At 76.5% G+C, this 18,876-nt stretch carries 18 protein-coding genes; 5 read left to right on the forward strand and 13 right to left on the reverse strand.

What is annotated here, in order from left to right:
- Positions 1-153: 153 nt before the first annotated feature.
- The 11 genes from AB0442_RS09590 to AB0442_RS09640 all read right to left on the reverse strand — a co-directional run bounded on the left by AB0442_RS09590 (position 154) and on the right by AB0442_RS09640 (position 8,923).
- Entirely contained in the window at positions 154-927 is a 774-nt protein-coding gene (locus AB0442_RS09590; protein ID WP_366161814.1) for a class I SAM-dependent methyltransferase, read from the reverse strand.
- Positions 928-1,009: 82 nt separating this feature from the next.
- Positions 1,010-1,774: an endonuclease/exonuclease/phosphatase family protein gene (locus AB0442_RS09595; RefSeq protein WP_366161815.1), complete on the reverse strand. Its 765-nt coding sequence runs from the start codon at positions 1,772-1,774 to the stop codon at positions 1,010-1,012.
- A 67-nt stretch (positions 1,775-1,841) separates the two neighbouring features.
- Positions 1,842-2,321, reverse strand: coding sequence for a MarR family transcriptional regulator (locus AB0442_RS09600; RefSeq protein ID WP_366161816.1), 480 nt, complete (start codon positions 2,319-2,321; stop codon positions 1,842-1,844).
- Positions 2,318-2,731, reverse strand: a complete 414-nt coding sequence (locus AB0442_RS09605) for an EVE domain-containing protein (RefSeq protein ID WP_366161817.1) — start codon at positions 2,729-2,731, stop codon at positions 2,318-2,320. Before AB0442_RS09605 ends, AB0442_RS09600 begins: the two co-directional genes overlap by 4 nt.
- A complete protein-coding gene (locus AB0442_RS09610; protein WP_366161818.1) occupies positions 2,728-3,168 on the reverse strand; it encodes an SRPBCC family protein in 441 nt (146 codons plus the stop codon). Before AB0442_RS09610 ends, AB0442_RS09605 begins: the two co-directional genes overlap by 4 nt.
- Before the next feature lie 100 nt (positions 3,169-3,268).
- Positions 3,269-4,447 (reverse strand): NAD(P)/FAD-dependent oxidoreductase, encoded by a 1,179-nt coding sequence (locus AB0442_RS09615; RefSeq protein ID WP_366161819.1) that lies wholly within the window; start codon positions 4,445-4,447, stop codon positions 3,269-3,271.
- On the reverse strand, positions 4,444-4,767 hold the full coding sequence (locus tag AB0442_RS09620; protein ID WP_366161821.1) for a tetratricopeptide repeat protein: 324 nt from the start codon (positions 4,765-4,767) through the stop codon (positions 4,444-4,446). The genes AB0442_RS09615 and AB0442_RS09620 overlap by 4 nt, the downstream gene beginning before the upstream one ends.
- Before the next feature lie 148 nt (positions 4,768-4,915).
- On the reverse strand, positions 4,916-6,631 hold the full coding sequence (locus AB0442_RS09625; RefSeq protein WP_366161823.1) for a response regulator transcription factor: 1,716 nt from the start codon (positions 6,629-6,631) through the stop codon (positions 4,916-4,918).
- A gap of 336 nt (positions 6,632-6,967) precedes the next feature.
- Entirely contained in the window at positions 6,968-7,522 is a 555-nt protein-coding gene (locus AB0442_RS09630; RefSeq protein WP_366161824.1) for a DUF2231 domain-containing protein, read from the reverse strand.
- 57 nt (positions 7,523-7,579) lie between these two features.
- A complete protein-coding gene (locus AB0442_RS09635; protein WP_366161826.1) occupies positions 7,580-8,281 on the reverse strand; it encodes an HAD family hydrolase in 702 nt (233 codons plus the stop codon).
- Between the two features lie 27 nt (positions 8,282-8,308).
- A complete protein-coding gene (locus AB0442_RS09640; protein WP_366161827.1) occupies positions 8,309-8,923 on the reverse strand; it encodes an NUDIX domain-containing protein in 615 nt (204 codons plus the stop codon).
- 430 nt (positions 8,924-9,353) lie between these two features.
- Here AB0442_RS09640 and AB0442_RS09645 point away from each other — a divergent pair, with 430 nt between their 5' ends.
- From AB0442_RS09645 to AB0442_RS09655, 3 genes are all read left to right on the forward strand, one after another.
- Positions 9,354-10,244, forward strand: coding sequence for a hypothetical protein (locus AB0442_RS09645; RefSeq protein WP_366161828.1), 891 nt, complete (start codon positions 9,354-9,356; stop codon positions 10,242-10,244).
- Between the two features lie 91 nt (positions 10,245-10,335).
- Positions 10,336-11,514, forward strand: coding sequence for an ATP-binding protein (locus AB0442_RS09650; RefSeq protein WP_366161829.1), 1,179 nt, complete (start codon positions 10,336-10,338; stop codon positions 11,512-11,514).
- A complete protein-coding gene (locus tag AB0442_RS09655) occupies positions 11,511-14,246 on the forward strand; it encodes a hypothetical protein (protein WP_366161830.1) in 2,736 nt (911 codons plus the stop codon). The genes AB0442_RS09650 and AB0442_RS09655 overlap by 4 nt, the downstream gene beginning before the upstream one ends.
- Before the next feature lie 222 nt (positions 14,247-14,468).
- Here AB0442_RS09655 and AB0442_RS09660 read toward each other — a convergent pair whose 3' ends face one another.
- Both AB0442_RS09660 and AB0442_RS09665 read right to left on the reverse strand, forming a co-directional pair.
- Positions 14,469-15,992, reverse strand: a complete 1,524-nt coding sequence (locus AB0442_RS09660) for an SDR family oxidoreductase (protein ID WP_366161832.1) — start codon at positions 15,990-15,992, stop codon at positions 14,469-14,471.
- Between the two features lie 51 nt (positions 15,993-16,043).
- The gene (locus AB0442_RS09665; RefSeq protein WP_366161960.1) at positions 16,044-17,099 is read right to left on the reverse strand and encodes a spore photoproduct lyase family protein; all 1,056 of its coding nucleotides are present in this window, start codon (positions 17,097-17,099) and stop codon (positions 16,044-16,046) included.
- A gap of 344 nt (positions 17,100-17,443) precedes the next feature.
- Here AB0442_RS09665 and AB0442_RS09670 point away from each other — a divergent pair, with 344 nt between their 5' ends.
- On the forward strand, positions 17,444-18,028 hold the full coding sequence (locus tag AB0442_RS09670) for a sigma-70 family RNA polymerase sigma factor (protein WP_366161833.1): 585 nt from the start codon (positions 17,444-17,446) through the stop codon (positions 18,026-18,028).
- Complete coding sequence (locus AB0442_RS09675) at positions 18,025-18,792, forward strand: anti-sigma factor (RefSeq protein WP_366161835.1); 768 nt, start codon at positions 18,025-18,027, stop codon at positions 18,790-18,792. Before AB0442_RS09670 ends, AB0442_RS09675 begins: the two co-directional genes overlap by 4 nt.
- The last annotated feature ends 84 nt before the right edge of the window (positions 18,793-18,876 follow it).

Genomic DNA, 18,876 nt, shown 5'->3' on the forward strand with positions numbered 1-18,876 from the left:
GACCCGGCCGCCCGCTCGGGAGGCCTGCTGGGTAACGACCCGGACAGGGCCCGGACGCAGACGGGCGGCCCGCGGGTCAGGAGCGCGGGCTCACCCTGTCGGGCGTCTGGCCCGATCCGCGGCCGGCAAACCCCGCGGGCCGGACGGGCCCGCTCACGGGGCGACCGCGGTCAGCACCGGCTGGAAGAACCCGCTCGCCGCCGGCTCCGCCCAGGCCGGCCGGACGAAGCCCGCGTCGAGCACCAGCCCGGTCAGCCGCTCCCGGGCGAGCGCCCAGTACGCGGCGCGCCGGACCTCGGTGCGCACCCCGTCCGGGCCGCTGCGCTCCTGCACCATGTCGAGGTCGTAGTGCTCGCCGTCCTCGTGCCAGTGCCACCGCTGGAAGGTGGTCGTCCTGACCCCGGCGTCCGCGACCACCTGCGGCGGCGTGCCGGTGGGCCGGGTGCGGCGCAGTTCGTCGTACGGGCGGGTGCTGATGAGCAGCAGGCCGCCCGGGCGGAGCACCCGCCGCATCGCGTCCAGCGCGGCGCCGACGTCCCCGGCGGTCAGCAGGTGGGGGAGCGAGTTGTCCGCGCACACGACCGCGTCGAACCGGCCCGGGACGAACGGCAGCCGGCGCATGTCGGCGGCGACGGTGGGCAGCTCCGCGCCGCGGACCGCCGCCTCGCGCGCCGCCCGGGCCGCCGCCACCGCACTGAGGTCGGAGCCGACCACCCGGTGGCCGCGCAGGGCCAACCCGATCGCCTGGGTGCCGATGCCGCAGGCGCAGTCGAGCACGTCCGCCGGGCCGGACCCGAGGCGGTCGGTGAGCAGCGCGTCCAGGGCGGCGCCCTGCCGCCGGATGCCCGCCTCCCAGTCGGCGTAGATCAGGTGGTAGTCGGCGGCGAGGCCGTCGTAGAAGCCCGCCACCGGGTCCCGCGGTGCCATGCGTCCTCCTGTCGCCGTCCGTGGAGCCGGTTCTGACGCCCCGTCGGCGTCACGGCGACCTCACGTCTGCCTCGCACCGGCCTCACAGCGACGGCGTGCCGTTCCGGTCGGCAGGTCCGGGGTCGGCTCCGGGGGCGACCTCGGCGCGGACGGGGTTGTGGTCGGAGAGGCCGTCGACGTCCTCGACCACGGCGCCGCGGCTGTCGAGGCCGTGCACCACCACGTGGTCGATCCACTGGGACTTCTCCGCGCCGGTCTCGCGCGGTCTGGTCGGCGGTGCGCCGGGCGGGAGCCCGGCGACGGCGAAGCCGGGGCCGAGTTCGGCGGCCACGGTCGTCCGGTCCGCGTTGAAGTCGCCCAACAGGACGGCCGGGCCGTCCGCGGCGGCGGCCACCACCTCCGCCAGCCGGGCGAGTTGGGCGGGCCGGCGGGGACCGGTGCTCACATGGGTCGCGACGACGAGCAGGCCCGCCGTGCGGACGGCGAGCAGCCCCTTGCCGCGGTCCTCCGCGAAGGCCTCGGCGGCCACCACCTCGCCCGGCCCGTCGACCAGCAGCACCAGGTGCTCGCTGCGGTCGGCCAGCAGGGTGGGGATGCGGCGCGGTGTCGGGATCCGCGGGTAGTCGAGCGTGTGGATGCTCCGGCCGACGGGCAACGCGGCCCGGAGCGAGGCGAGTTGGTCGCCGCTCACCTCCTGCAGCGCCACCACCCGTTCGGTCAGCGCGGCGACCCGGGCGGTGACGGCGGCGATCCGCGGTGCCTCCTCGGGCCACCGGTCGAGGACGTCACTGCTCCAGTTCTCCGCGTGGACGCGGTGCAGGACGTTCCAGGTGGCAACGGTGAGCATGCCCCCGATGGTACGGGCCGCCGGCGACACCCCGCGTCGCGGGCGCAGCCCCGCAGGTGGCTGCCCCTCAGCCCGCTTCGCCCGGCTGCCCCTTCGCGCTGCGGAGGGTGCGCAGGGCGGCACTGAAGGCGGCGGCGTCGGCGCCGAGCGGCCCGAAGAAGGCGCGGTCGCAGGCCTCGACGGCCGCGACGGCCCGGTCGGCGAGGGCGCGGCCCTCGTCGGTGGGGGCGAGGGCGCGGGCGCGGCGGTCGTGCGGGTGCGGCAGCCGGTGGACCAGGCCGCGGGACTCCAGGGCGCGCAGGACCTGGGAGGTCATCATCGGATCGGTGGCGGCGTGGTCGGCGAGGTGCTTCTGGGTGACCGGTCCGTCCGCCTGCAGCCAGCTCAGCGAGGCGAGCAGGACGAACTGGACGTGGGTCAGCCCGTACGGCTTGAGGGCGGCACGCTGGGCGGCCTGCCAGCGGTTGGTGACCTGCCAGAGCAGCAGGCCGGGGCTCTCGTCGGGCTCGGTGAAGCCGCTGGCCAGGCGCGGCGGGTGGTCGGTCATGCGGGGACCATAGCGGCCCGGACGAGGGCCAGGTCGTGGGCGGTCAGCTCGACCAGGCCGCGGCGCAGCCGGTACCCCCAGTCGGGGCCGGAGGTCAGGTCGAGCGTGCCGTCGAACCGGGCGAGCGGTGTCTCGGCGGCGCCGGGCAGGTAGTCGACCCGCCGCCGCCAGGGCTTGAAGTCGCCCTCGTCGGCCTGCCACACCTCCTCGTCGGCGACCGTGCCGATGGCGGTGAAGGCGCGCAGCGGGCGGCCGCCGGTGAGGCTCGTCCGGGGCGAGTAGTAGACCAGCCAGTCGCCGGCCGCCAGACGGGCGACCGCGTCCCGGCGGCCGTGGTTGAGCTGGGCGATGCCCAGCCCGGTGCCGCGCAGGACGTGGTCGCGGCAGACGACGCCGAGCCAGGCCCTCATGCGGCGGTCACCGCGCCGTCGGCCTCGGCGGTGGCGGCGAGCCGGTCGAGGTCCTGCTGGAGGCCGGCCCGGATGTCCTTGCCGAGGATCGCGTTCCACAGGGCGGCGAGCGGACCGTCGAGGGTGACCTCGACGTTGACCAGGGTGCCGCCCTGCTCGGTGCGCTCGACCAGGTGACGGAAGGTCAGCCGGGCGCCCAGCAGCCGGGAGACGTCGGTGAACTCCCGGCCGGGGACGAGCTTCGCGACGGTGAACGGCACCTTGGGGCCTCCCTTCGGCTTGAGCACGCCGGTGGCGCCCTCGACGAACGGGCCGTCCAGGCGGACCCAGGCGGTGTCGGTGTTCCACTCGGGCCAGGTGGCCATGTCGGCCCAGCGGGCGAAGAAGGCGGACGGGTGGGCGGTGGAGACGGTCTGTGCCGTGGCGAGCTTCCTCATGAGGAATACTATGCGCGCTTAGTATCTTCCGCGTCAAGCCCGTTCCGCCCGTTGCCCGCGTCCGGGTCGCCCGGCCCGCCCGGCCCGTCCGGTGCGGCCCTCAGACGGCGGTCAGGACGTGCTCCCGGCGGTCGGCCCGGTGCAGGCGGCGTTCGCGGGCGACGATGTGCTTCGCCACCACCGCGGCGTCCTTGCCGGCGCCGCCGATCAGCATCGAACTGAACGCCCGCTGGAAGGCGAGGCCGCAGAAGTACAGACCGGGCGCGTCCCCGACCACGCCGCGGTGCTCCCGCGGCCAGCCGTCCGGGCCGGTCACCGGCGCGTCGATCCAGCCGAAGTCCTGCCGGAAGCCGGTGCACCAGACGACGTTGGCCACCTCGACCACCCGTCCGCCGCCGAGCAGCGGCATGCCGTCCCGCACCCCGGTCATCCGCTCCGGCACCCGCTCCACCCCGGCCCGCGCCAGGTCGGCGGCCTTCACCCGCAGCAGCGGCCCGCCGTGCGTGCGGACCTCGTCGCGCATCCGCCGTCCGAACGGCGTGCCCGTGGTGAGGACCCGGTCGGCGATCCGCCACAGCACCGGGAACGCCAGCCGGGTCGACCGCGCCTCCAGGGTGAGCGGGATCTGCCCGGTCTCCCGTCCGCACAGCACCGTCCGGTGCCGCCCGGCCACCTCGTACGCCACGTCCGCACCCGAGTGCGAGGCGCCGACCACCAGCACCGGCCCGTCGCGCAGCCGGCCTTCGTTGCGGTACTCGCAGGAGTGCAGCTGCAGGATCCGCGGATCGAGCTGAGGCGCGAAGGGCGGGACGTACGGGCCGCGGCCGAAGGTGCCGGTGGCGACCACGGCGTTCTCGGCGAGCAGCCGGCCCCGGTCGGTCTCCACCACCCACCCACCGGCCCCGTCGAGGCCGTCGGTGTCTCCGGTGCTCCCGGCACCGGTGGTGTCTGCGGTGTCCGCGGGGGAGAGCCGGGTGACCCGGACGCCGGTGCGCACCGGCAGGTCGAACCGCTCCGCGTACGCCTCCAGGTAGTCCGCCACCTGGTCCTTGCCGGGGAAGGACCAGCCGGGTGCGGGGAAGTGCATCCCGGGCAGCGCGTCGTAGCGGGCCGGGCTGTACAGCCGCAGCGAGTCCCAGTGCGAGCGCCAGTTGTCGCCGATCCGAACGCCGCCGTCCAGGATCACGCACTCCCGACCGCGCCGGGCCAGCTGCTGACCGACGGCGAGCCCCGCCTGCCCCGCACCGATGACCACGGTCTCGTGCCGTTCCCCGTTCATGACTCCTCCTCCGTTCCGTCCCCAGGCCCCGCGAGCAGCACCAGCACCCGGTTCAGCAGGGCCTCGGCCTCGGCCAGCCGGCCGCGGGCGACGCAGACCGCGCCGAGCGCCCGCAACGGCACCGCCAGCCGCGGGTCGTCCGGGCCGTACGCCGCCGTGCAGCAGCGGACCGCGCGGCGCAGCGCACGTTCGGCGGCGGCGTGCTCGCCGCGTTCCGCCAGCGCCGCCCCGAGGGCCGTCGCCACCCGGCCCGCCTGCGCGGGCGCGGGGACGCCCGTCCGGGCCGGTGCCTCGGCAGGTGTCTGTGCGTGGAGTGCCACGGTCGTCGCCGCCTTCCGGGGCCGTTCGCCGTACTCCGACGCTAGGCCGCGGGGCCGGGGCGGCACATCGGCAGAACCATGTGTTCCGGGCCGTGGCGGATGGGCAGATGTGCGCAGACGGCCGAGGGGCCGCACCGGCCCGGGGACCTCAGTGGCCCGGGGGGCGGGCACCGGCGAGGCCGTGTTCGAAGGCGTACGCGGCGGCGGCCGTCCGGGAGCCGGCGTCCAGCTTGCCGAGGATGTTGCTGATGTGGCGGGCCACCGTGCGCTCGCTGAGGTGGAGCTCCCGGGCGATCGCGTGGTTGCTGCCGCCCCCGGCGACCAGCCGCAGCACCTCCACCTCGCGCGGGGTCAGCCCCGCGGGCGCCTGCGCCGGGCCCGTACCGCCGGGGGGCCCGTCTCCCGCCCCGCCGGCCGCCGCCGCCCGGGCCAGCGCCAGGTCCGGCCCGGCGCCCAGCCGGGCGAACCCGGCCGCCGCCGCGTCCAGTTCCACCGCCGCGGTGTCCTCGTCGCCGAGCGCCCGGCAGGCCCGTGCCACCAGCACCCGGGCCCGGGCCGTCTCGTACGGCACGTCCAGGTCCCGCCACAGCCGCCAGGCCCGGCGGGCCTGTGTCAGCGCCTGCGTCAGCTCCTCCGTCCGGGCCCTCGCAGGCGCGCCGGCGAGCAGCACCGCCGCCCGCGCCTGTGCGGCCTGCGCGTCCAGGGCCGGCCGCCGGAAGGTCCCCGCGATCGCGGCGAGCTCCTCGGCGGCCGCCCGGGCCTCCGCCGTGCCGCCGATCACCAGCGCGACCTCCACCAGCGCGGGCAGCAGCCGGGCCCGGGCCAACCGGTCCGGCGCCTCCGCGAGGGCCCGCCGCACACCGCCCGCCGCCGCCTCCAGCCGGCCCCCGGCCAGCCGCAGCAGTGCCAGCCCCGGCTGGGCGTCGCAGCCGTACCGCCCGCTCTGCCGGTACGCCTCCTCGGCCCGCGCCCACTCCCCGCGCAGCCGGTGGATCTCGCCGAGCTGGTAGAAGGCGCCGCCCGCGAGGAACTCCCCGAAGCCGCGGGTCAGCCGCTCGCAGGCGCTCCGCGCCTGCACGGCCGCGTTCGCCCAGTCGCCCACCAGCCGCAGCAGCTCCGAGCGGTGCACCAGGCAGATCCCCGAGTACCCGCCCTCGAACTGCGGCCGCGCGTCCGTCCAGGCGTCCAGCGCGAGCGTCCACTCGCGGGCCCGGCGCAACTCCTGCAGGTCCTGGCAGACCGCGATCACCAGGCAGTACACCCAGGCGGTCACCCGCGGTCCGGTCTCCCCGGCGGTCACCGCCACCATCGCCTCGTCCAGCAGCGCCAGACCCTCGTCCACGCGCTCCTGCGCGATCCGCGCAGCGCCCTGGTACTGGGCCGCCAGCACCGCCAGATCCCGGTCCCCGAACCGCCCCGCCAGCTCCAGGACCCGCCCCGCCGTCCCGAACGCGGCCTCGTGCTCGCCCTCCTGCAGCTGCCGTTCCGCCTCCCGCACCAGCAGGAACCCCTGCTCGGCGCACGGCGGACCCGACCCGGCGAACCGCCCCGCCCGCGCCAGCCAGCCGCCCGCGTGCGCGAACTCGCCGCGCATCGCCAGCACCTCCGCCAGCCAGAACGCACAGCGCAGCGCACCACGGACGTCCGCGGCCCCCTCTCGCGCCAGGTACGCCCGCTGCAGGACGGCCGACGCCTCCTCGCCCCGGCCGAGCAGCTGTGCCGCCTCGCCCCAGTCCTCCAGATCCGCGACCCCGAGCCCGCCCGGCTCCCCGCCGTCCGCGGCGGCGTACAGCTCACAGGCGTCCCGCCAGGCGTGCCCGCCGTGCGAGCGCCTTGCATCGGCCAGTACCGCGGCCGCGTCCATGCCTGCCTCCGGCCCCCACCGGGCCCCGACCACCATTCAACCGCCGCCCGCCCCGACTGTCAGCCGCCGTCGCCCGGGACCGGCCGTGGTCAGAACTCCGCGGTGCCGAGGTCGAGGTCGAACGGCGCCGGCAACCGCACCGGCACCCCGAACGGAGGGGCCCCTCGACGAGGGTGCAGCCGAGCCGCCCGGGCTGGGAGAACAGCGTGCAGACCCGCTCCTGCCGGTCGACCAGCAGGTGGAGCGGCGCACCGTACCGGGCGTAGCGGCGCTCGGCGGTCCGGTCGGGCCGACGAGCCTCACCCGCCCGCGGGCCGGCGGGACGCTCTGACGGGGTCAGAGGCTCTCGGCGGGCTCCTGGTGGTGGGCGAGGTGGCCGCCGAGGGCGGCGGCCGTGGCGGCGACCGTGAGGCCGGCGAGGCCGAGGAGACGGCCCGTGGTGGGGGCCGTGCCGGTACGGGCGGCGCGGCAGCGGGCGGCCAGCGAGGCGCCCTGCAGGGCGGCCGCGGCGACGATGCCGACGGCGTGGACCAGGCCGGTGCGGCGCTGCTCGGCGGTCAGCGTCGACCAGTCGGCCCAGCCCGTCCAGGCGGCGGGGGCCACGCCGATCAGGCCGATCCTGGTGAGCCGGCGGGCCGCGTCGGGGGAGGTGCAGGCGGCGTCCAGGAGGGTGGCCGAGAGCCAGCAGCCCACCGGGAGCTGGACCACCGCGGGGTGCAGGTGATGGCCGAGCCACACGCCGTGCAGGGCGTCCCGCACGGGCTGCGGGACCTGCTGGAGCATCCCGTGCAGGCGCTTCGACGCGGGGTCGAGGGGGGCCCAGCCGGACGGTGCGTCCAGCCATCCGGCGAGCGGTGACCGCCTGGATCCGGAGAAGGTGTGAACGTCCATATCGGGCGATTTGCCGGTTCGTGCACCCGCCAAACCCGCGCCGGCCGAACGGGGAGTTCAGAAGTGGGTGAGCAGCTCGGTGAAGCTCGCCAGCTCCAGGGTGGCGGTGTGCGCACCGAACTCCTCGTGCTCCAGCACCCAGGTGTGCTCGTGCGGGATGAAGACGGCGTTCAGGCCGGCCCGGCGGGCCGGCACGATGTCCGACTTGGGGGAGTTGCCGATCATCCACGTCCGGTCGGGGACGAGCGAGAGGTCGGCGACCAGCCGGTGGTAGGTGTCGACGTTCTTCTCGGCCACGATGTGGATCCCGCCGAAGTGGTGCGCGACGGCGGATGCCTCGACCTTGCGCCGCTGCTCCGCCTCGTCGCCCTTGGTGAGCATCAGCAGCCGGTGCCGCCCGGCCAGCTCGGCGAGGGTGTCGGCGACGCCGGGGATCAGTTCGACCGTGCGGCTGGTCAGCGGCAGCAGCAGGTGGTCGATCCGGTCCCGGTCCTCGGCCGTGACGGAACGGCCCTGCAATTGTCCGAGGCTCTCGGCCAGGTTGTGCCGGAACACGGTGGCGCCGTACCCGAGGGTGGCCGCGTTCGCCGCCTCCACCGCGTCGAGCACCGTCCGGGCGGCCTGCCGGGCGGCGACGTCGGCGGGATCGCCGGCCACCCAGTCGAGGAAGCCCTCGATGACGCGCTCGAAGAGCACGTTGTTCTCCCACAACGTGTCGTCGGCGTCGAAGACGAGCACCTGGTCGGCGTGCAATCCCATCCACCTCATCCGTTCCGTGACGGTCGGTCAGTTCGCCGGTGCGGCCGGGGAGCCGTCCTCCAGCAGGGTGCCCAGCCGGGCGAGCGACTCCCGCAGGGCCTCCCCGCGGGCCGCCCCGGCCGCCTCGGCGAGCGGCAGCCACCGCACCCGGGCGCCCGGCCGCTCGGGGCGGGCCGCCCCCGGGGTCCCGGTGGCGAGCACGAAGCGGAGGTCGGCGTGTTCGTGGGCCGGCTCGCGGTCCGAGGCGGGCACCGGCAGCACGACCACGTGCAGCAGCTCCGCCGAGGGCCAGAACGCCAGGTCGGCGAGGCCGGTCTCCTCCTCGGCCTCGCGCAGCGCCACCGCGCCCGGGAACTCCTCGCCGGGATCGCCGTGTCCGCCGACCTGCAGCCAGTCCTGCTGGCGCTCGTGCCAGCGCAGCAGCACCTCCCGCCGGGCGGGGTGCACGATCAGCGCGGAGGCGGTCACGTGCAGCGGCCGTCCGCGGTCGTAGGGGTCGGCGGCGGCCGCCAGCGGCGCGATCCGGGCGAGGTCCGCGGCCTCCTGCGCGGTGCGCGGGCGGTGCCCGGCCAGCAGCCCGGCGAGCGTCGGCAGCTCCCCGGGCGCGGTGCGCCCCGTCCCGGAGATGTCCGTCCCGGCCATTGCCCGCCTCCGTACCCGTGCCGCGTGCGACCGGTCGGCCGGCACCCGTCGAACCTAGCCGGGCCACGGCGCTCCGCACACCGATTTTCCCCCGCCGCGGGCCCGCCGTACACCGAGCGCGACCGTCCGCCCGGTGCGGTCCGCCCGAGGCGTCCGTCACCGAGGGCGACTCCGGGCGGCCCCGGGCACCCCGGCCGACCCGCCGTCAGCCGGGATCCCGCGGGCGGCCTGCGACCGGTCCCCGGCGGACGGCCACGGGCCGTCACCCCGTCGGCCGCCCTCCCGGACCCGGCGACCGGGTCCGGGCCCTCAGATCGGCCACGGACCGTCACCAACGGCGCGGCGTGCGGCGGACGGCCGTCCGCGGGCGATTGAGCTCCCCGCCGAAGGGGCCGACACTGGAGGTAGAGCGAGCGGCCGGAGGCATGCCATGGGCCCAGCGATCGTCTACGTGCACGGGGTCGGCAACAAACCGCCCGAACAGCAGTTGAAGGAGCAATGGGACGTCGCCCTCTTCGGCCGGCCGATGGGCGGGCTCTCCCGGATGGCGTACTGGGCGCCGCTGCGCCACCACGAGCCGCTGCCCGCACCCGTCCCCGACGACGGGGTCACCGAACTGCCGCCCTCGGGTTCGGCGCCCAGGACGGCCCGGCCGTCGGCCCCCGCCCCGCCGGAGGAGTTCCTCGCCGCCGTCCGCGCCGGGACCGGGGCGTCCGTGCCGGGCAGCACCGCCCCCGGGCCGCTCGACCCCTGGTTGCGGGCCATGGTGTACGCCGCCGAGGCCCTCTCCGCCGGAGCGGGCGCCGCCACCGGCGCGGAAGCGCTGCCGCTGCCCCGGTTCGGCCGCACCGCGGCCTTCCAGGCCCTCGCCCGGCACACCTACGAGGACGCCCACGCCTACTTCTCCGGCGGGATGCGCGAGCAGATCCAGAAGGTCGCCTCGACCGCGCTGGAGGAGGCCGACGGGCCGCTCGTCGTGGTCGGTCACGGCCTCGGCTCGGTGATCGTCTACGAGGTGCTGCGCACCCACCCGGGCGAAGTGCCGTTGCTGATCACCATCGGCTCGCCGCTCGGCATCCCCGAGATCCGGGACCGGCTCGCCGCCCCGCTCACCGTGCCGCCCGGCGTCGCCGCCTGGCGGAACGCCTACGACCCCCGCGACCTGGTCGCCCTGGGCCGCACCGTCCGCCCGGAGTACGAGCCGGGCAGCCTCACCGAGGACGTCGTGGTGGTCAACGACAGCGCCAACCACCACGGCGCCGCCGAGTACCTCGCCCGCCCGGCCGTCCGCGCGCCCGTCCGCGCCCGGATCGCCGCCTGACCGTCCGGCCCGCCGCCCGAACGGCGGCGCACCCCGCCCGCGGCCCGGCCGACCGGACCCGGACCGCACACCCCGACCGGGGGCACCCCTGATGACCACGCCCGGAACACAGACGCGGGAGGCACCCGCCGCCCCGCCCGCCCTCCACCACGGCCTCGACCCCGTGTACGGCGCCCCCGGGGACCCACCCGGGCCGCCCGCGGCGGCGGTGACGGTGGGACTCTCCGGCGCGGACCGGCGGCTCCTCGTGGACGTCGTCGTCAACGCCTGCACGCCGCAGGACCTCGAACGGGCGTGGTCCCCCACCGGCCGCGGACCGGCCACCACCGGCACCGACCTGCGCACCACCGTCCACCGGGTCGTCGAGGAGGCCGAACGGGACGGCCGGCTGGAGGAGTTCCTCGGCGCCCTGCGCCACGGGCGCTCCCCCGCCGTGGCCGCCCTCGCCGAACGGCTGCTCACCGCCGTCCCGGCGTCGTCCGCCGGACCGGGCGGCGCCGCAGCCGAGGACCCGTACGCCGCCGACCTGCTCGGCCGGCGGCTCTTCCTCGGCCGCACCCTGCTCCGCACCCACCTCAAGGACCTCGTCTCCGACAGCCGCAGCCGCGTCCTGCTCGTCACCGGCCCCCGTTCCTGCGGCAAGTCCCACACCTGGTACTTCGTCAGCCACGTCGCCCAGCAGCTGCGGACCTTCCGGCCGGTCCTCGTCGACCTCGCCGAATGGGCCGACGGGCTCTGCACCCCCCACGACCTGATGAGCTCCGTCGCCGCCCAGCTGGAGCTGCCCGAACCCACCCCCGCCCCGCCCGCCCGGGGCGCCGACCAGGCCCGCCGGCTGTGCGACTGGCTGGTCGGCCGGCTCTACGACGCGTCCGGCCGCACCACCCATCTGCTCGTCGTCGACAGCCTCGACCACGTGCCGCTGCAGGCCGACACCGCCGCCCTGATCGACCGCCTCACCGACGCCGCCGTCCGCGGCCGCCACCCCGGCCTGCGCGTCCTCCTGCTCGGCCACGACCGCCCCGCACTCGACGCCCTCGACTGCGTCCTCACCGAGCCCGTCGGCACCGTCGACCGCCGCGACCTGTGCGCCTTCTTCGGCCGGCTCGCCACCGACCTCGGCACCGAGATCGCGCCGCCCCTCGTCGAGACCGTCGTCGACCGGCTGCTCGCCGCACTGCCCGACGACCGCGCCGCCGCGATCCGCCGGCTCCCCGACGCCGTCCGCGACACCGCCGACGCCGTCTTCGACCGGCAGGTCCTGCGATGACCACGGCCCGCACCCGCCTCAGCGCCGCCACCGTCGAAGAACGCCTCGACCGGCTCACCCGCAGGACGGCCGCGGCGGCCGGCCCGCCCCCGCCCGCCGAACAGGCCTACCGCCAGGCCGCCGCCGTCCTCGCCTGCTACGACCCCGCCACCCTCCGCCCGGTCGGCCACGCACCCGACGCCGCCGCCCTCCGGGCCCTACTCGCCGTCAGCGAACCCGTCCACGGCGCCGACGGCAGCCCCGAATGGCGCCTGCCCGAGGCCCTGCGCCGCACCACCCTCGCCGCGATGGCCGGCCCGGACGCCCACCGCCGCGCCCTCGACACCAACCCCGACCGCCCCCGGGGACCCGTCCAACTCGCCCTCACCCGCTACCTCACCGACACCGCCCCGCCCCCCGCCGAACAGGACCTCGACGAACTCCTCGCCACCACCCGGGTCGCCGCATGGCTCGACGGCCTCGTCCCCGGCCTGCCCGGCGCCACCGAGATCACCGACCACCTCGAACGCCGCCGACTCCTCGAACCGCTGCGCCGCCTCGCCGGCACCCACGTCGCCGGACGCGCCGACGTCCTCGCCGAACTCGCCGAGCACACCGCCGGCACCGACCGCCGGCCGATGCTGATCGGAGGCCCCGGCGGCATCGGCAGGTCCACCGTCCTCGCCCGCTTCATCCTCGACGGCGAACACCGCAGCACCGGCCCCCGGCTGCCCTTCGCCCACATCGACCTCGACCGGCCCGGCCTGCTGCCGCAGGAACCGCTCACCCTGCTCCTCGAAGCCGTCCGCCAACTGCGCATCCAGCACCCCGGACTGCGGCCCCTCGCCGAGTTCTTCACCGACAAGTGGATCGCCCGCGCCGCCCCCGACCTGCACACCCTCGCCGCCGCCCACGCCGACTCCGCGGCCACCGCCCGCGGCACCACCGACCACCTCACCGCCTCCGTCCGGCTGCTCACCGCACCCGCCGAACGCGAGTCGCTGTACCGCGAGTTCGCCCGGCTGCTCGCCCTCGCACTGCCCGACGGCCCCGTCCTGCTCGCGATCGACACCTTCGAGGCCGCCCAGGACATGGGCCCCGAGGTGCTCGCCGAACTCCGGCGGATGTTCGACCTGCTCGCCGCCGCCAACCCGGCCCTGCGGGTCGTCCTCGCCGGCCGCGTCCCCGCCGGACTGCCCGCCCGCGAACTCCGACTGCCCGACTTCGACCGCGACGCCGCCCGCGCCCGCCTGAGCGCGCTGCTCGGCCCCGCCGCCGACCCGGCCGCCCTCGACCCCGTCGTCGACGCCGTCGGCGGCGACCCGCTCGACCTGCGCCTCGCCGCCGACCTCATCGGCAGTGGAGACACCACCGGGGGAGAACCGCACGACCACCTCCACCGCCACGTCCTCGACCGCATCGAGGACCCCGACGTCCGCGGCCTCGCCCGCCCCGCCCTGGTGCTCCGCCGACTCACCCCCGCCGTACTGCGCTACGTCCTGGCCGGCCCCGGCGGCGTGCGCGTCCCCGACGACCTGCGGGCCGGCGAACTCTTCGACCTGTTCGCCCGCGAGACCGCCCTGCTCGGCCCCGCCGCCGACGGCTCCCTCGAACACCGCGGCGACCTCCGCCGCCGACTCCTGCCGCTGCTGCAGGCCGAGGCGCCCGAACAGGTCGCCGAGATCCACGAGGCCGCCGTGCTGCACTACGTGCAGGAGGACGGCCTCACCGCCCGCGCGGAAGAGCTCTACCACCGGCTCGGCCTCGGTGAGTCCGCCACCGAACTCGACCGGCGCTGGCAGCCCGGCGTCGAAGCCCTGCTCACCGGCTCCATCGACGAACTCCCGCCCGGCAGCCGGGCCTACCTCGCCTCCCGCTCCGGACGGACGCTCCACCCCGCCACCCTCCGCGAGGTGCCCGCCGAGCAGTGGGAACGGCACGCCGAGGTCCAGATCACCCGGCTGCTGGAACTCGACGACCCGCACCGCGCCGCCGAAGTCCTCGGCCGCCGGCCCGCCGGCGGCGAACGCGGCGCACGGCTGCTGCTGCTCGAAGCCCGGGTACGGGCCGCCCTCGGCGAACTCGACTCCGCCCGGGCGCTCGCCTCCGCCGCCCGCAGCCGTGCCGTCGAGGAACAGGCCCGGGGAGTGCAGTTGGAGGCCGACTACGCGCAGGCCCGCTGGGCCGTCGACGAGGGATTCGCCGAAGAGGCCGGACCGCAGCTCGCCGAAGCCGCACGACTGGCCGAGGACCTCGGGGACCGGCTGATGGTGATCCGGATCGAACTCGCCCGCCGGCCCTGTGCCGGGGACGGGTCCGGGGACGGGGCCGCTGCGCTCGCCCGGCTGGTCGACGACCGGACGGTCCGACTGCTCTCCCAGGACCCGCAGCTGCTGCTCGCCGCCACCGCGGCCGTCGGCGAACAGCGGCCCGAACTCGTCCGGCAGAGCCTGCGGGTGATCGGCCTGCGGCGGTTCACCCCCCGGCAGCGGACCCGACTCGCCCGGGTGCTCGGGGAATGGGACGCCACGCTCGGCGGCGAAGCCGCCAGGACGGCCGCCCCGGCCGGACCCGGGGCCGTCCTGCCCTCCGCCGGCTTCTGGCCGAACTGGCTGGCCACGGCGCCCCCCCACCAGGCCGCGAACGCCCTCATCGCCCTCACCACGGCCCTCCCCGGCGGCACGGCCGTCCTCGCAGCCCTCGCCGGCGTCCACCGCCAATGGCTCACCGGGGACGACCCGCCAACGGAGTAGCGGAAGCACTCAGGGGCGCGGGGCAACCCCTCAGGGGCGCGGGGAACTGCGCAATTCGGGATCGGCGAGCCGACGGATCCGGTCGGCCGTGGACACGCGGACGCGCACCAGGGGCCAACCGGAACTGCCGGGTCCGCCACCCTCGGACTGCGCAGTTCCCCGCGCCCCTGGGGATGCTGCCCCGCGCCCCTGGGGTTGCTCCAGGTCCCTGGGAGCTGCCTCTCAGGCGGCCTGGGCGCGTTCGGTGATGTTGCGGGCCATGCCGCCGAAGACGACGGCGTGGAAGGGAGCGACGGACCACCAGTAGGCGTGGCCGGCGAGACCGTGGGGGTGGAAGAGGGCCCGTTGGCGGTAGAGGGCGCCGCCGTCGCCGTCGGGGGCGACCGAGAGTTCCAGCCAGGCCGGGCCGGGCAGCCGCATCTCGGCCCGCAGCCGCAGCAGCCGCCCCGGTTCGATCTCCTCGACCCGCCAGAAGTCCAGCGAGTCGCCGACCCGCAGCCGGGCCGGGTCGCGTCGCCCGCGCCGCAGCCCGACCCCGCCGACCGCGCGGTCCGCCCACCCCCGCAGGGCCCAGGCGAGCGGGAAGGAGTACCAGCCGTTCTCGCCGCCGATGCCTTCGACGACCCGCCAGACGGATTCCGGCGCGGCGTCGACGCGCAGTTCGCGGACGTCCTGGTAGAGGCTGCCGCCGGCCCAGTCGGGGTCGGTGGGCAGCGGGTCGCTGGGGGCGCCGGGCAGGGAGGCGGAGGACCAGCGGGTGGTGACCTGGGCGTCGCGGATGCGGCGCAGGGCGAGGCGGACGGCGTCGTCGAAGCCGATCAGGCCGTGCACCGGCCGGTCGAGGCCGGGTGCGGTCTGTTCGGGCGGGTCGGGGACGTACCGGGCGATGTCGTGCTCGGCGCAGACGACTTCGTGCCGCAGGGATTCGACGAGCGGCCGGGCGATGGAGTTGGGGACGGGGGTGACCAGGCCGACCCAGAGGCCGGAGAGCCGGGGGGTGAGGACGGGCACCGGGACGATCAGCCGGCGGGGCAGGCCGGCGACGGCCGCGTAGCGGAGCATCATCCGGCGGTACGTCAGGACGTCGGGGCCGCCGATGTCGAAGGCCCGGTTGACCTCGGGCGGCAGGTCGGCGGCGGCGACCAGGTAGCGCAGCACGTCGCGGACGGAGATCGGCTGGATCCGGGTGCCGACCCAGCTGGGCGTCACCATCACGGGCAGCCGTTCGGTGAGGTAGCGGAGCATCTCGAAGGAGGCGGAGCCGGAGCCGATGATGACCGCGGCGCGCAGTTCGGCGGTGGGTACCCCGCTGGCGCGCAGCACCCGGCCGACCTCGGCGCGGGAGCGCAGGTGCGGAGAGAGTTCGTCGGCGGGGACGCCGGCGGGCACGAGTCCGCCGAGGTAGACGATCCGCCGGACGCCGGCCCGGGCGGCGGCCGCGCCGAAGGCCCGGGCGGCCTCGCGGTCGGTGCGTTCGAAGCCGGAGCCGGTGCCGAGGGAGTGGACGAGGTAGTAGGCGGTGTCGACGCCCTCGAAGGCGGCGGTCAGGGTGTCCGGCCGGGTGACGTCGCCGGTCGCGGTCTCCACCCGGGCCCGCCAGGGGTGGTCGCGCAGCCGTCGGGGGTCGCGGACCAGGCAGCGCACGGTGCGGCCGGCCGCGAGGAGTTCGGGCACCAGACGGCCTCCGATGTACCCGGTGGCGCCGGTCACCAGGCAGTGCGGCGGCCGGGCGGGCTGGTCGGTCATCGGTCCTCCCGGGGGCGGTGGGCCACCGGGCGGTGGCCGCTGGACGGTCGGTCAGAAGGCGTACCGCACCCTGAGCCAGGGCGCGTGCCGGTCGATCAGGACGCGGAGCTCGGCGAGCGCCGCCGCCTTGCCCGCGGCCCGGTAGCGGACGTTGCGGGCGCCGTTCCCGGAGGTCTTGGCCTCCTGGAGGGCGGGCCGCCACAGCAGCTCCTCGGCCTTGGGGTGCCAGCCGAGGTTGACCTCGTGCAGTTCACGGTTGTGGGTCAGCATGATGATCTCCGCCGCGGCCTGCGCCTTCACGGCGGCGGGCAGCATGTCGTCCATCCGGTGCAGCAGCTCGGCCCAGTCGCGCTGCCAGCCGGCGCGCAGGACGACGGGGGAGAGGTTGAAGTGCACCTCGTACCCGGCGTCGAGGAAGTCGCCGGCGGCGGCGATCCGCTCGGGGACGGGTGTGGTGCGGACGTCCAGCAGCCGGGCGTCGGCGGGCGGCATCAGCGAGAAGCGGATCCGGGTGCGGCCGCGCGGGTCGAGGGCGAGCAGGTCGCGGTTGACCCACTTGGTGGCGAAGGAGGCCTTGGCGGTCGGCCACCCGCGGAAGGCGCGGACCAGGTCGGCGGTGTTGTCGCAGATCAGGGCGTCCACCGAGCAGTCGTTGTTCTCGCCGATGTCGTACACCCAGGCGGTGGGGTCGCACTGGTTGGGCGCGGGCTTGCGGCCCTGCCGGCGGACGTGGCCGGCGAGGTGGGCGACGATCCGGTCGATGTTGGTGAAGACGGTGATCGGGTTGGCGTAGCCCTTGCGGCGCGGTACGTAGCAGTAGGCGCAGGCCAGCGCGCAGCCGTTGGCGGAGCTGGGGGCGATCCAGTCGGCGGAGCGGCCGTTGGGCCGGGCGGCGAGGGTCTTCTTCACCCCGAGGACCAGGACCTCGCTCTTGATCCGCGCCCAGCGTTCGACGTTCCCGGCGTTGCCGTGCAGGTGCGGGATCCGCCAGTGCGAGTCGACCTCGACCAGCCGGGCGCCGGGGAAGCGTTCCAGCACCTGCCGGCCGCGCGGGGAGGCGGCGGCCGCCGGTTCGGCGAAGATCTCCCGGACGTGGAAGAGCGGCATCGGGCGGCGGTCGGTGGGCACGGTGGATGTCTCCGGGCGGTTCGGGGGCGGACGGTCTCGCGCGCGGTGCTTCGGAGCCGGCCGCGGATCGGATGGGTGCCGGTCCTTCCGTCCGGAGCGGTGTGCGGGCGGGCGGGTTCCGCCATGCTGGTGCGGCCCGCGGGCAATCCGGCGGGCGTCCGGTTCCGAATGCACCGTGCCCGACGACCGCCGCCGCCCGAGGACGGCGCGGTCCCACCGACGACCCGGAGGTTCCCGATGCCCGTCATCCGTCCGACGGGCAGGCCGCACGCCTGCCCGGCCCGACCGGCGGTCCGCGCCGCCCGACCGAGCGGGGTGGCGGATTGAGCACGGTGGTCCACCTGTCCGGTCCGCAGCGCCGCGGCCCGGACCTCAAGGAGCTCCTCGCCCAGGTGGCGTTCGGCGACCAGGACGCGTTCGGGCGGCTGTACGACGTGGTGGCGGGCCCGGTCTTCGGCCTGGTGCGGCGGGTGCTGCGGGACCCGTCGCAGTCGGAGGAGGTGACCCAGGAGGTGATGCTGGAGGTGTGGCGGACGGCCGCCCGCTACCAGCCGGACCGCGGCGAGGTGATGTCCTGGGTGCTGACGATGGCGCACCGCCGGGCGGTCGACCGGGTCCGCTCCGCGCAGGCGACGGCCGACCGGGAGCAGCGGGTCGCCGCCCGCTCGCACGTGCCGGCCTTCGACGAGGTCGCCGAGCAGGTGGAGGGCCGCCTGGAGCGCGAGCAGGTGCGGCGCTGTCTGAGGATGCTGACCGAGCTCCAGCGCCAGGCCGTCACCCTGGCCTACTACCGGGGCTACTCGTACCGTGAGGTGGCGGACATGCTGAGCGCGCCGCTGGGCACCGTGAAGACCCGGATGCGGGACGGTCTGATCCGGCTGCGGGACTGCCTGGGGGTGGAGTCGTGACCGGCGGAGCCGAACTGCACACGCTGACCGGCGCGTACGCGGCCCATGCCCTGGAGGGGCCGGAGCTGGCGGAGTTCGAGCGCCACCTGGCCCTGTGCGAGGCCTGCGCGCTGGAGGTCCGGGAGTTCGCCGCCACCCTGGCGCGCCTCGGTGCCGCGGAGGCCGAGACGCCGCCGGCCGAGCTGCGGGCCCGGGTGATGGCGGGCATCGGGTCCGTCCGCCAGCTCGCGCCGCCGTCCGTGGTGCCGCCCCCGGAGGTGCCGCCGCAGCCGACCGGGCGCCGCCGCCGGAGCAAGATCGTCCGGCACTGGCCGAAGCTCGCGCTGGCGGCGTCGGTGGCGCTGGCCGCGGCGCTCGGCGGCCTCGCGGTCGACCAGAGCCGGCGGGCCGACGAGGCCGATGCGCGGGCCGCGCAACTGCAGGCCCAGCAGGCCGCGTTCGGCAGCCTGTTGACCGCGCCGGACGCCCGGACGGCGACCGCGACCGCCGGCCCCGGCGTCGGCACGGTGGTCTGGTCGCAGAGCCGCGGCCAGGCCGGGTTCCTGGCCTCCGGGATGCCGGCGCTGCCCGCCGGCAAGACCTACGAACTGTGGTTCGACGACGCCGGGACGATGCGGCCGGCCGGACTGATGCCGGCCTCCGGCGGTTCGCTGCTGCTGCAGGGGCCGCTGAACGGCGCGGTCGGCGTCGGCGTGACGGTGGAGCCGGAGGGCGGCTCGGCGCACCCGAGCGGCACGCCGGTGATGCTGCTGCCGTTCAGCTGAGCGCGGGCACCTGCCCCCACCCGCGGGGGCAGGTGCCGACCCGTCCGCCCGCCGCGACAACTCCGCACCGACCGAGGGCAATCC

This window comes from Kitasatospora sp. NPDC085895 (assembly GCF_040702125.1).
Lineage (GTDB): Bacteria > Actinomycetota > Actinomycetes > Streptomycetales > Streptomycetaceae > Kitasatospora > Kitasatospora arboriphila.